General features: G+C 64.4%; 11 protein-coding genes. 6 read left to right on the top strand and 5 right to left on the bottom strand.

Annotation, left to right across the window (positions count from 1 at the left end):
- The first annotated feature begins 15 nt into the window (after positions 1-15).
- The gene (locus tag JQ603_RS18895) at positions 16-2,799 is read left to right on the top strand and encodes a UPF0182 family membrane protein (protein WP_212341660.1); all 2,784 of its coding nucleotides are present in this window, start codon (positions 16-18) and stop codon (positions 2,797-2,799) included.
- A gap of 99 nt (positions 2,800-2,898) precedes the next feature.
- Here JQ603_RS18895 and JQ603_RS18890 read toward each other — a convergent pair whose 3' ends face one another.
- Positions 2,899-3,924: an alpha/beta hydrolase gene (locus tag JQ603_RS18890; RefSeq protein WP_212342433.1), complete on the bottom strand. Its 1,026-nt coding sequence runs from the start codon at positions 3,922-3,924 to the stop codon at positions 2,899-2,901.
- 171 nt (positions 3,925-4,095) lie between these two features.
- Complete coding sequence (locus JQ603_RS18885; RefSeq protein ID WP_212341659.1) at positions 4,096-4,527, bottom strand: hypothetical protein; 432 nt, start codon at positions 4,525-4,527, stop codon at positions 4,096-4,098.
- Positions 4,528-5,467: 940 nt separating this feature from the next.
- Here JQ603_RS18885 and JQ603_RS18880 point away from each other — a divergent pair.
- The 3 genes from JQ603_RS18880 (at position 5,468) to JQ603_RS18870 (ending at position 8,837) form a co-directional block, all read left to right on the top strand.
- Positions 5,468-6,958, top strand: a complete 1,491-nt coding sequence (locus JQ603_RS18880) for an amidohydrolase family protein (RefSeq protein ID WP_245003722.1) — start codon at positions 5,468-5,470, stop codon at positions 6,956-6,958.
- A gap of 3 nt (positions 6,959-6,961) precedes the next feature.
- Positions 6,962-7,891 (top strand): CobW family GTP-binding protein, encoded by a 930-nt coding sequence (locus JQ603_RS18875; protein WP_212341657.1) that lies wholly within the window; start codon positions 6,962-6,964, stop codon positions 7,889-7,891.
- 76 nt (positions 7,892-7,967) lie between these two features.
- On the top strand, positions 7,968-8,837 hold the full coding sequence (locus JQ603_RS18870) for an urea carboxylase-associated family protein (RefSeq protein ID WP_212341655.1): 870 nt from the start codon (positions 7,968-7,970) through the stop codon (positions 8,835-8,837).
- Positions 8,838-9,003: 166 nt separating this feature from the next.
- Here JQ603_RS18870 and JQ603_RS18865 read toward each other — a convergent pair whose 3' ends face one another.
- Positions 9,004-9,381: a tautomerase family protein gene (locus tag JQ603_RS18865; RefSeq protein WP_212341653.1), complete on the bottom strand. Its 378-nt coding sequence runs from the start codon at positions 9,379-9,381 to the stop codon at positions 9,004-9,006.
- Between the two features lie 160 nt (positions 9,382-9,541).
- Between JQ603_RS18865 and JQ603_RS18860 the strand changes: the two genes are divergently transcribed.
- The gene (locus JQ603_RS18860; protein WP_212341651.1) at positions 9,542-10,141 is read left to right on the top strand and encodes a TetR/AcrR family transcriptional regulator; all 600 of its coding nucleotides are present in this window, start codon (positions 9,542-9,544) and stop codon (positions 10,139-10,141) included.
- Positions 10,142-10,144: 3 nt separating this feature from the next.
- Here JQ603_RS18860 and JQ603_RS18855 read toward each other — a convergent pair whose 3' ends face one another.
- Positions 10,145-10,618, bottom strand: a complete 474-nt coding sequence (locus JQ603_RS18855; RefSeq protein ID WP_212341649.1) for a hypothetical protein — start codon at positions 10,616-10,618, stop codon at positions 10,145-10,147.
- An 11-nt stretch (positions 10,619-10,629) separates the two neighbouring features.
- Positions 10,630-11,130, bottom strand: coding sequence for a hypothetical protein (locus tag JQ603_RS18850; RefSeq protein WP_212341647.1), 501 nt, complete (start codon positions 11,128-11,130; stop codon positions 10,630-10,632).
- Between the two features lie 292 nt (positions 11,131-11,422).
- On the opposite strand from JQ603_RS18850, the gene JQ603_RS18845 reads away from it, so the two are divergent.
- A complete protein-coding gene (locus tag JQ603_RS18845; protein ID WP_212341646.1) occupies positions 11,423-13,105 on the top strand; it encodes a methyl-accepting chemotaxis protein in 1,683 nt (560 codons plus the stop codon).
- The last annotated feature ends 10 nt before the right edge of the window (positions 13,106-13,115 follow it).

Genomic DNA, 13,115 nt, shown 5'->3' with positions numbered 1-13,115 from the left:
CGCTATGATCAAGCCATGACGATCGGGATCACCGGACCCGAACGGAAGGTACCAAGGCAGAGTGCCGTGGTCGGGCTCATTGTTGCGGCCGCTGTCATTGGGATTTGCCTGATCCCGCTCTGGCTCGCGAGCGACTTCCTGGTCGACTGGCTGTGGTTTTCCTCGATCGGCTATCTGCAGGTTTTCTGGACGACAATCGGCGCCAAAGCCGTCGTCTTTCTTGCGGTCTGGACGGGAACCGCCGTCATCCTTTGGTTGAACGGATGGCTCGCACTGCGCTTTGCCCGGCGGCCGTCGACACAGCTAGTCGCCGCTTCGGTGTGGAGCGCCGCGGGCAACGCGCCGCCGGATCTGCTTGCCCTTGTGCGCGACCGGTTGCCGTGGCCCCGGTGGATCGCAGGGGGCGCAGCTTTGCTCGCTCTGCTTGTCGCATCGGCCGAAGTCGGCAACTGGGGCGTCTTCCTGCGGTTTGTCTATCAGCTGCCATACGGCGCAGACGATCCGCTCTACAACAAGGACATCGGGTTCTATCTCTTTTCACTGCCCGCCTATATCCTCATCAAGAACTGGATGATGCTCGCGCTCGTTCTGAGCGCGCTTTTCGCCGCAGCGATCTACTGGGTGCACGGCGATATCGAATACGACATTCATCGCCGATCAATGTCGCCGACGGTGATTGCCCACGGCTCGGCGCTGCTCGGTCTGCTCTTTGCGGTGAAGGCCTGGTCCTATTTTCTCGATCGCTATCTGCTGCTCTACGGCGATAACGGCGTGGTCGTCGGTGCAAGTTACACCGATGTCCACATGGGGCTGCCGGCCTTGTGGCTGATGATCGGACTTTCCGTCATCGCGGCTCTCGCCGCATGGGCAAACCTGCGGGTGCGCACCTACCGGCTTCCTGCCGCCGCGTTCCTGCTTGTCGTGATCGGGTCTTTCGTGCTGTCCGGCGTGGTTCCCGTGCTGTTCCGGCAGTTCTTCGTCAGGCCAAGCGAATTGGAGCTGGAAAGGCCCTATATCGAACGCAACATCGCGCTCACCCGGCAGGCATACAATCTCGATCGGATCGCAGCCAAGCCGTTTGCTGCCGAACAGAAGCTTAGCTCCAAGACGCTCGACGCCAACAAGGCGACAATCGACAATATCAGGCTGTGGGACTGGCAGCCCTTGTCGGACACCTACGCGCAACTCCAGGAGATCCGCACCTACTACAAATTCCATCACCTTGACGTTGATCGCTATTGGCTCGATGGCGCCTACCAAAGCGTCATGATCTCGGCCCGCGAACTGGGGGCCTCGCTGCTGCCGCCGAATGCCCAGACATGGGTCAACCGCCACGTGCTGTTCACTCACGGCAATGGCGCGGTGATGAGCCCGGTCACGCGCAAGAGCACCGAGGGACTGCCGCTACTCTATTTGCGGGATATCCCTCCGGTTGCGGATGGAGGTCCCAAGATCCACGAGCCGCGCATCTACTACGGCGAACGAAGCGACGACTACGTCATCGTCAAGGGGAGCACGCCGGAGTTCGACTATCCGAAGGGAAAGGACAATGTTTACGCGGCCTATGACGGTACCGGCGGCGTTCCGATAGGAGCGATGGTGTGGAGAGGCCTGTTCGCTTACTACTTCAACGACCCGAACCTGCTGCTCTCAAGCTACGTCACGGCCGACAGCCGGATCATGATCCGCCGCAATATCGGGGAAAGGGTGCAAACGATCGCTCCGTTCCTCCGGCTCGATCACGATCCATATCTGGTCATCAGCAACGGGCGGATGTTCTGGATGCAGGACGCCTACACGGTGAGTTCCTACTTCCCCTCCGCGCAGCCGGCGCAAGACCAGGATCTCAACTACATCCGCAATTCGGTGAAGGTCACCGTCGATGCCTATAACGGAACCGTCGACTTCTATCTCATGGACACCGGCGATCCCATCGCCGCGACCTGGCGGCGGATTTTTCCGGACTTGTTCAAGCCATTCTCGGTCATGCCGGCCGATCTGCAGAGGCACATTCGCTATCCGGAGGACCTGTTCCTGATTCAGGCGCAGCTCTATCAGAGCTATCACATGGAGGCCGCCGACGTTTTCTATAACCGCGAGGATCTCTGGCAGTTTCCGCGGCAGCCGGGCGGCGGCGGCGTTGCAACGATGGCCCCATATTACATCATCATGCGGCTGCCCGGTGAGCCGCAGGCCGAGTTCTTCCTCATGCTTCCCATGGTGCCCAGCCGCCGCGACAACATGATCGCGTGGCTGGCCGCACGCTGCGACGAGCCCGACTACGGCAAGCTGATTGTCTACGAGTTTCCCAAGGAGAAGCTCGTCTACGGGCCGTTCCAGATCGAGGCGCGGATCAATCAGAGCACCGAGATATCGCAACAGATCACGCTCTGGAATCAGATGGGCTCGCGGGTGATTCGCGGTGCGAACCTGCTTGTGATCCCGATTGAGAACTCGATCCTCTATGTCACGCCACTCTATTTGCGAGCGGAGCACGGACACCTGCCGGAGCTGAAACGCGTGATCGCAGCCTACGGTGAACACGTGGTGATGAAGGAGACGCTCGACGAGGCCTTGTCAGCCCTGTTCACCGAGCCTGGCGCGGTGCAGCCGGTCTCGAGCACGAAGGAGAAAATGCCTGTCACGCGCCCGTCGGAGAGTCAGGCACGGGAGGCGCTCGATCGTTACAATCAGGCGGTGGAGCGATTGAAATCCGGCGACTGGAAGGGTTTTGGCACGCAGTTCGACGCAATGCGAGAGCTTTTGGAGGAGATGAACCGGCGCTCCACCGGCCATTAGTGCGCCGGCTCCTCAAGTCTGGCGCGGCCTCCGATCCGCACGAAACACGACGTCACGATTGCGCAGGCGCTTCTGCATGGCTCGGGCGCGGGCGCCCTCTCACGCCGTCGTGCCGTCGATCGAGCGGCGGATCACCCGCTGCACGTCCGCATTCGACAGAAACAGGTCGTGGTTGATGATGCCCCAGCCTTCCTGGGAGGCATCGAGCACGCGCACGCCGAGCCGCGCGATGGCGGCCTTCTCGGCGGCGCCGACCCTGGTCATTCCACCTGCGATCTGGCCCGACAGCGCGAGTGCGCGATCGTTCGTCGCGGCTATCACGGTGATCTTGCCGGCGAGCGGACCGATGCGCTGGATGGCCGACGAGAACACGTCCATGTCGATGTCGGGCGCGGCAAACACGACCGCGCCGATCTTGCTCGTGACCGTGTCGCCGTATCGCGCATAGAGCTGGCGCAGGCTTTCGAGGGTCAGCATGGTTCCCATGCTGTGCGCAACGATGTGCACGCGGCCTCCGCCTGGCGCCGACACGAGCGCAGAGAGCACGCGCTCGAAATCGTCGCGAGACCACATCGCGCTGTCGCGGTCGTAGGCATAGTCGAACAGTCCGGCCTTGGAGGGCCAAGAGAATGCCATGGTCCGGCCGCGGAACTTGATCCCGTCGGAGAGATGGGCAGCATCCAGCACCGCCGTCTCGAATGTCTGCTTGAAGCCGTGCACATAGATCAGCACGTCCCCTCCGCCGGCCTGCGCAGCGAGATCGCCGGCGTCGGCCGACACCGGTTCGATCCGATCGAGACGCCAATCGCCGAGCCCAACCGAGGCGAGGGAAAGACGGCTTTCGTCCGGGGCGACCAGCCTGGCCCGCGCGACCGTCATGCTCGTCGCGCGCTCCGGCCCAAACCAGGGTTTGGTGCGGCCGCCGTTGACGGGCTTGCGCGTGGTGGTGACGAGCAACGTGGGGTCAACGGAGAGGGACGACGCGTCGAAGCGCGCGCCGGTCGCGCCTAAGCCGGCGCATCCGCCGAGCGCGAGGGCACTCCCTGCCGACACAAGTCCGCCGAGGAGCACGCGGCGCGAAACAGAATGACGGGAGTCGGGTTGCAGAAGACGTCGGACGATCACACGGAACCCCAGGGAACTATGCCCACCGTAAGCCGCCCCGCCCAATTCTCTGAATGACAATGGGGGCGAGAAGACGGCGGAGCAGTGTTGCGGTTGCGTGGACATGGCGTACGCCACCACGTGCGAGCGTCCGGCGAAGTTCCGGAACCGTGTCCGGGCGCGGACATCAGATCAGCCGACGATTTCGATCTCATGCAGCGCGCACCACTCGCGCAACGCCCGCTCCGTGGCTTTCGCCTGGAACGCATGCCAGCGATCGATCGCGCCACGTCTGGCGAGCATCGCTTCGAATTTCGGATAGGCGCCTCGCTTGCCGAAGAAATAACGGACGTCGTCGAAATCGTCCGGCAGGAATTCGTGGGCAAAATCGAGCACCAGCGGCTTGCCCAGGCCGAGTCCGCGCTTGTCCGGGAGCGGGATGTATTTGGCCTCATCCTCGATGTCATCAGGCAGCTCCTCGTCGAAATCTTCTGAATCCAGGCCCTCGGTCTGATGGTAGATCTTTCCGGTCTGTCTGCACACGAAGGCACGAAGCTCCGCCACGTCGCCCTCGGTGTTGGCGAATTCGAAGGCTTCGGTAATGTCCGCGAAGCTCACTGGCATGGTGTTGTCCCTCAACGCCAAAATACGGCAATACGCTGATACTGTAACAGGGGGAGAGCCCCTCGATCACGAACTGCCCGTCGGGCAAAACACCCGTGTCACTGTCAACCCCTCGCCACAAAAATATTCCACTTTACCGAAATTCGGATTTGCCGTATGTGTCGCCCATCCCAGCCCACCAAAGGGGCGGTCGTACGTCGTTTCGAGCGCGGGCTGGGTTGCGGTGGACGCGGGCGGCGTTAAAGGCGGACCGTAGCGTGCAGGGCGAGATGAACCTCGTGAGCATGGTGCGGACCGCAAAGACGGACGGCGCTCAAGCTTGTGGAGCCTTTGACGGAGCAGGGCCGTGCTCTGCGAAGCCTCTTGGCGAAGCAAGGTCAGTCCGCGTACGGCGAAACCGTGTGGTCCTGGCCGTCGTTGCTACGGTCAAGCCTTGGCGAACGCGTCATTGCGTCAACCGGCGCGGTGCCGTGACTTTCGCGGAGGCGAGGGAGGCCAGAAGGAACTCGGCTCCCGGGAGAGCGCGGCATAGGCCGTCAAACCATCGCGCAGGGAAGGCCTGGTTTCGGCTGCCCTGTGTCTCCCCTGTGCATTGCGTGTGCATTCGTTCAGCGCAGGGGTCTTATGGGTGCCAGCCGGCGCCCGGCCTTCCCTGCGCCCTTTCTTCTCAGAGGGTGTGAAGCGGAGCATAGCTCGGGCAAATCCTGCCGCGAGAATGCGCGCGTATGCCGATTGGACCGGCGCATTGCCGCAGCGGCGTTGTTGCGCTCCGGTCCCGATACACGCCCTGCGTTCATCGGCCTCACGTGCAAGCATGCTGCATCGGCTTCAGTGGAGGTGGTCGTTCTCCCCAGAATCTGCACTATGCGCGCCGACGTGCCTCCGGAGCTGCTGCCGGGCCTTTGGAGGTTTTTTGCAATGGCTTTTTCGGAGTGACGAGATGAGCGGTTTGGTGATCAGCGGCGGCCGGGTGGTGGATCCCGCGAGCGGGATGGATGCCGTCGGCGACGTGGCGGTGGTGGACGGCAAGATCGCTGCCGTCGGCACGGGTCTTGGCGGCGCCGACCGGGTGATCGACGCCTCCGGTCTCGTGGTCGCGCCCGGCTTCATCGATCTGCACGCCCACGGCCAGTCGATCCCGGCCGACCGCATGCAGGCTTTTGACGGCGTCACGACGACGCTCGATCTCGAGGCCGGCGTGCTGCCGGTCGGGTCCTGGTATGAGCGCCAGGCGCGAAAGGGCCGCGTGCTGAACTATGGCGCCGCCACCAACTGGGCCTTTGCCCGCATCGGCGCGATGACGGGTTCGAATGCGGAGAGCTCGCTGGAGGCGTTCGGCAATGCCATGCGCGATCGCCGCTGGATGGACAATGTCGCAACCGATGCCGAGGTATCTGGTATCCTTGAGCGCCTCACCCGCGGCCTGAACGAGGGCGGCATCGGCATCGGCATCCTCAATGCCTATGCGCCGGGCGCCGGCGTGCAGGAGCTGACCGCGGTTTGCCAGCTCGCCGCGAAGCAGGACGTGCCGACCTTCACCCACGTCGCCTTCATGTCGCGCATCGACCCTGAGAGCGCCGTGGAGGCCTATATCCGCCTGATCGGCTATGCCGGCGCCACCGGCGCGCATATGCACATCTGCCATTTCAACTCGTCGAGCAAGACCGACATCGCGCGCTGCCGCGTGCTGGTCGAGAAGGCGCAGGCGCAGGGCCTGCCGATCACGGTCGAAGCCTATCCTTACGGCACCGGCTCGACCGTGCTGGCCGCCGCGTTCTTCAGCGATCCAAAATTCGTCGAGCGCAACGGCACCGGCTATGATTCCGTGCAGCGCGTGACCGACGGCCACCGTTTCCACGACCGCGAGGAGCTGCTCAAGGCGCAGGCCGAAGAGCCGTCCTCGCTGGTGCTCTGGCACATCCTCGACACCGAGCACAATGCGCATCACCGCGACCTGCTCGACCTGTCGGTGCTCTATCCCGGCGGCGCCATCGCGTCCGACGCGATGCCGTGGACGACCTCGGACGGCAAGACCTACACCGGCGACGCCTGGCCGCTGCCGGATGACGCCACCTCGCATCCGCGCTCGGCCGGCTGCTTCACGAAATTCATCCGTGAATGGGTGCGCGAGCGCAAAGCCGTGTCGCTGCTCGAAGGCGTGCGCAAATGCGCGCTGATCCCCGCGGAGATCCTGTCGCAGAGCACGCCCGCGATGCGCGCCAAGGGCCGGCTCACGAAAGACGCGGATGCCGATATTGTCGTGTTCGATTACGAGAAGCTCTCGGACCGTGCGACCTTCACGGCGATGAACCGTCCCTCCGAAGGCGTGCGGCATTTGATCGTCAGCGGCCAGCCGCTGATCAGCGACGGCATTATGGATGTGGCTGCGCGGCCGGGAAAGCCGGTGCGGCGCCCCGTCGTGGAGAGCTGAGCCATGCCGGTCCCGGTGCTCCTGGTGACGGGTTTCCTCGGGGCCGGCAAGACCACGGTCGTGAACCATCTTCTGGCGCATGCGGGTGGCCGGCGGATCGCCGCCGTAGTCAACGATTTCGGCGCCATCAACATCGATGCGGAGCTGATCGCGGGCGCGAGCGACGGCGTGGTCAGCCTTGCCAATGGCTGCATCTGCTGCTCGCTCGAAGGCGATCTGCTGCGCACGCTTGCGACGCTGCTGCGGCGCGATCCCAGGCCTGAGTACATCGTCATCGAGACCAGCGGTGTCGCCGATCCCGCCGACATCGTGCGCAATCTGATGGACCCGGTGATCCTGCGCGAGGCGCCGCTGGAAACGGTGCTCTGCGTGATCGACGCGGGGACGCCGCCATCGCGCCTGGATGACGCGCTGCTGCGCTCGCAGCTGCGCGTTGCCGATATCGTGGCGCTGAGCAAGCTGGATCTGGCGGAGGGAGGCGCAGCCGGACGGATGCGCGAAGCCATCCGCGCGCTGCGCGTCCCTGCCGTGGTGGTCGAGGCGAACCACGGCGAGATTCCGTCCGCGCTGCTGTTTCCCGCGACCGCCGACCGCGCACCCGCACCGCGCGAGCCAGGACCGAAACGGCCGGCAGAGGAGCGCTTCGAGACGCTGAGCTGGATCTCCGATCACCCGATCTCGCTGCCGCGCCTGCAGCAGGCCATCGGCCGGCTCGCACCAAAGCTTGCCCGCGCCAAAGGCCTGTTCGAGACCGTCGAGCAGCCCGGACGCCAGATGGTGTTCCAGTTCGCCGGCGGCCGCGCGACGCTCGCGCCGGGCGAGGCGCCGCCGGCAGGCGTACCGCGAACGCGCATCGTCTTCATCGCCGAGCTTGGAGTGCTCTCGCAGGCCGAGCTCGATCGAATCATGGAAGCGTGCGTTGCCGGCGGCTGAGGCGAGGCGGTAGGGTCAGCCGCTTCCGCCGTCAGTCACCGCCCCTCCTTTTGCCGCGTCGATCCGAGACTGAACAATGCCCCCAAATATCCCACCCGCCCCCGCTGATGCCGCCTCGCGCCGCGCTGCCAAGCCGGCCATCGTCTATCCGGCCGGGACGATGCCCGGGCCGGATATGGCCACGCTCGAAGCAGCCCGCCGTGCGGCGATCAAGACCCACGAGCTCATCGTGCCGCCACGCGATGCCCGTGCCTTTCGTGTGGCGCGCGGCCAGTTCTTCCGCATCGTCAGCATCGAAGGCCCTCAGGTCGGCGACCTCAATCTCTGGAACGCGGACGACCTCGCCGAGCGCTTCTTCAGCGGCAAGACCCGGGCGCTCCATGGCACGCATGTCGGCATCGGTAACCGGCTCTGGAGCAATATGCCCTATCTTCGGCCGATGGCGACCATCAGTCACGATACGCTCGGCTGGTACGGCTTCGACGCGGACGGCGCCGGCATTCACGATGTGATCGGCACGCGCTGTGATCCCTATACAAATCTCCTGTTGAACGGCACGGCTTACGATTTTTGCTGCCACTCCAACCTGTCGCGTGCGCTGGCGACCGAACTGAAGATGGAGCCGAATGCGGTGGAGCATCATGTCCACGACGTGCTCAACGTCTTCATGTGCACCGGCTTCACCAGGGACACGCACCAATATTTCATGAAGGCAAGTCCGGTCCGCCCCGGCGACTTCATCGAGTTTTTCGCGGAGATCGACCTGCTCGGCGCATTATCAGCCTGTCCCGGTGGAGACTGCAGCGCAACCCATTCCAGCGATGCCGCGGCGTGCCATCCGCTCAAGATCGAAATCTTCGAGCCGGATCGAACGGCACTGAAGGGCTGGACCTGGCCCTCGCCGAGTGCTTATCACCGTCACCACGGTGCGCATGCGGGAAGCTGAATCGCAGTCCTCGACCGGCAATCCGTCGCCGTGCACATACCACGCCGCGCGGGACGTCCACTGCACATGCCGATCCGGCGTCGCACCCAGTGGCTCGTCGAACGCGCCGGCATGGATGATCGCCTCGCGCCCGCTGCGCGTGAGGTGCGGCATCGGGCTTGCACGGTCACGCGAATTGCGCGATGCCGTGCCCCACCGACCAGTTCTCCTTGGGTGCGTCGAGCACGTTCACGAACACGTCCTCGGGCCGGATGCCCGGGCTCTCGCCGAGCAGCTCGGCGATCCGCCGGTACAGCGCCTTCTTCTGCTCAGGGGTGCGCGAGGCGAACACGGTGATCTGGATCAGCACGGCGTCGTCGCTGCGGTTGACGCCGTAGGCATTGCCGCAGCGGAAGTTCGCGGGTGCAAGCTCGCTGATGGTCATGAACTCGTCGCCATCAGGCACGTTCAGCGCCTCACGCATGGCTCGATAGAGACTGTCGAGGATCGCCCGGCGATAGGCTTCCGGCTTTCCGGCGCGCATCGAGATGTGAAGCAGAGGCATGGGCGGGTCCCTTTGCATGCGGGCCCGATCGGCCAGGCGCATCATCCGCGCCGGCCGTCGGCTTATTGACGAAACGGGATATCAATCCCAATTTGTTTTTGACACTGTGTCGAGAAACCACGTTCTTGACGCTGTGTCAAATACTTTGGAGGAGCAGAGTTTGAGGCCGCGCGAGTTCGACCATGACGATGTCCTGCGCATCGCGTTCGACCAGTTCTGGCGCAAAGGCGTGCGCGGCACCTCGCTGTCGGACATCGCGCGTGACGCCGGTGTCCAGCGCGGCAGCCTCTACAACGCCTTCGGCAGCAAGGAAGCGCTGTTCCTGCAGGCCTATGAGCGCTACGCGGGTGATTACCTGCTTGCCCTGCAAAAGGCGCTCGGTACAGGCAGTTTGCGCAAACGCCTCACCGCGTTCTTCGACCTCACGATCACCAATTTCCGTTCCGGCTCGCCGCCGCGGGGATGTCCGACCACGCGCGGCCTGATGGAGCTCGGCGCGGCGGAAGGCGAAGGCTTGGACGAAGCGGCGCGCCAGGCCTTTGCGAGTCTCGTCTCTCGGATCACCGCTCTGGTTCAGGACACGCTGTCGGCAGCGGCGAAACGAGGCGAGTTCAATGGCAATCCCGCGGCCGCAGCGTTGCACATCATCACGGTGACGCGCGGCCTCGCCGTGCTCGAACGCGCCTATGGCGATGAGGTCCAGCTGCGCAAGATCGCAAGCCACACCATCGATCTCGTGCTCGACAAGAAGGGAAGTTAGGTCTCAGCAGCAGGCCAGCGCGTTGACCGCCCGCGTTGTCGCAATCTCATTCTCGTTGCCGACGAACTGGCAGACCACGGACTCGAGCTCGCCCGGCTGCTTGTTACGTGCGACCGCCAGCAGTCTCATCAGCTCCGCCTCGTCCTTCGACAGGCGCTTGCAGGACGGCGGCATGAAGCACAGCTCGCAGGGCCGGCCGCTGCGCAGAACCCTGACCAGCGCCGCCGCGCGTGCGACCAGCAGCGGGCTGTCGGCAATCCCGGGCGCTTCATCGGCGAAGCGATAGGCCGCCTCCCAGCAATCCGATGCGCCGGTCGCGTAGGCAGCTCCAATGAAGCGGAACAGCGCCAGCGCGACGCGGGAAAAATCATCGTAGCTTTCGACGCAGGGGCGCGTCGCAAGCGCAGCTCGAAGTGGACAGAGTCGCGGCTGGGCGGTTTCCGGATCAGGCGCAGAATCGCAAATGGCCTGCATCATGGACGCTTCCGTCAATGCAATGTGGGGCTGCCTACGAGCCAGCTCTTCATCGCCATCATCCGGTCATGGTCGCGCGAGGAGACGTGCCGGTCGGGCAGGATGAGGCCGGCCATGCGGAAGATCGTCGCTAGGCCCCGCACCGGCGCCAGCGCCCAATCCGCGCCCACCGGCGGCAGCCAGCACTCGAACTGCTCGCGCGCGACATCGTCGCGCTCCTTCTGCGCGGCGGCGATCGCCCGCAAGATTCCGCATTCGCTCTCCGACATGCGCGGGCAGGTGGGGCAGTGCACCTCGATCGCCGTATGCGCCGTGCAGGCGAAGATCTCGATGATGGATTCCAGCGACGGGACGGCGTCGCCGACGCGAAAGTGGTCATACACCTGCTGGATGTCGGCCGCGGTCGGAACGGCGCGGCCGCTTCGCGCCTTGGCACGAAATCCCCAGACGAAGAGCCGCTCCGCTGCGGTCAGCGCGGGCAGCTCGAGGGGTTTTGCGTATGTCGATTGATGCATGGAGCCTCTGGCCTCCGGCGGCGCGCAACGCTTTGGCTGGCGCTGATGATCTGCGCCGATCGTTCGGCCAGAGGCTCCGCCAAGTCAACGCTTCGAGGGGCGATGTCGAGGTCTTCTAGATTTGAACAGCTTGAATTTCCGCACGGCCAGCCAGGCCCGCAAAGCCATACGCAGCATGCCAGCGGCCGGTCCTACGCAATCGTGCGGGCTTTCGGGAACCCGAATGCTTAAAGCTTTGCTAAGGGGCCCGGGATAAACTTGCATATCAGCCTTCCAATTCTTGCGAGCCCCGATGATTTTCTCCCGTATCAGTTTCAAGCTGGTCCTCATTGTCGGCATCAGCCTGCTCGGCATGATCGCACTGGCGCCGATCGCGCTTTCGACCTTGCGCGCGCAGATGATCGCCGATCGCCAGGCCAAGACGCAGCATATGGTCGATATCGGCTACGGCATCCTGGCCCATTTCCAGAAGCTCGAGAGCGAAGGCAAACTGCCGCGCGAGCAGGCCCAGGCCGCCGCGATGGCCGAGATCAAGAGCCTGCGTTACGACAAGGTCGAGTATTTCTGGATCAACGACATGACCCCCAAAATGGTCATGCACCCGATCAAGCCCGAGCTCGACGGCAAGGATCTCTCGGGGATGAAGGATCCCGCCGGCAACGCGCTGTTCATGGGCTTCGTTGACGTCGTCAACAAGCAGGGCGCGGGCTTCTACGGCTATCTCTGGCCGAAGCCCGGCTTTGACCAGCCGGTCGGAAAGATCTCCTATGTGAAGGGCTTTGCGCCCTGGGGCTGGATCATCGGCACCGGCATCTATCTCGACGACGTCGATGCCGTGTTCCGTCAGAACGCGATGACGTTCGCCTACATCTGTCTGGCCGTGCTGGTCGTGGTGCTGGGCGCCTCGTTCCTGATCGGCCGCAGCGTCACGAGGCCGCTGGCGAAAATCACCGCACTGACCGAGCGCCTTGCCGCCGGCGACAGCGCGTTCGACGTGCCCTACACCGATCGTCGCGACGAGGTCGGCGGGCTCGCCAAGGCGCTCGCCGTGTTCAAGGACAATGCATCGGCGGTGCAGCAGATGCATGCCGAGCAGGACGAGCTGAAGCGCAAGGCCGATGGCGAGAAGCGCAAGGCGATGGCCGATCTCGCCGGCAAGTTCGAGGCGAGCGTCCAGGCCGTCGTCCGCGACGTCTTCAACGAGGCGCGCGAGATGCAGCAGGCCGCCCAAGGCATGTCGGAGACCGCGAACAAGGCGACCGACCGTGCGAGCTTCGTCGCGACCGCCTGCCAACAGGCCTCGGCCAACGTGCAGACCGTGGCGTCCGCCGCCGGCCAGCTGTCGTCCTCGATCACCGAGATCAGCCAGCGCGTCGCGCAGGCCGCATCAGTGGCCGACAAGGCCGCCGCCGACGGTCAGCGCACCAACGATACCGTGCAGGGCCTTGCCGCGGCCGCGCACAAGATCGGCGAGGTCATCGATCTCATCAATCAGATCGCCTCGCAGACCAATCTGCTCGCACTCAACGCCACCATCGAGGCGGCGCGTGCGGGCGAGGCCGGCAAGGGCTTTGCGGTGGTCGCAAGCGAAGTGAAGTCGCTGGCGAGCCAGACCGCGAAGGCGACCGACGAAATCGGCGCGCAGATCACGGCGATCCAGGCCGAGACCAACCAGGTCGTCGGCAACATCGACAGCATCCGCAAGACCATCATGGAGGTCAACGAGATCTCCTCGTCGATCGCGGCCGCTGTCGAGGAGCAGGGCGCCGCGACGCAGGCGATCGCGCACAGCGTGCAGGAGGCGGCCTCCGGCACCGACCAGGTCTCGCAAAACATCTCAGGCGTCACCGACGCGACCGCCGAGACCGGCCAGGCCGCAGGCCTCGTGCTGCAATCGAGCGGCCGGCTGTCGCAGAAGCTGCAATCGCTCCAGGACGAGGTCAGCGCCTTCGTTGCGGGCGTGCGGGCGGCCTAGTATAGCCGGA

It is taken from the genome of Bradyrhizobium liaoningense, assembly GCF_018130825.1.
Lineage (GTDB): Bacteria > Pseudomonadota > Alphaproteobacteria > Rhizobiales > Xanthobacteraceae > Bradyrhizobium > Bradyrhizobium liaoningense_B.
This window is presented reverse-complemented; position numbering and strand designations above follow the sequence as displayed.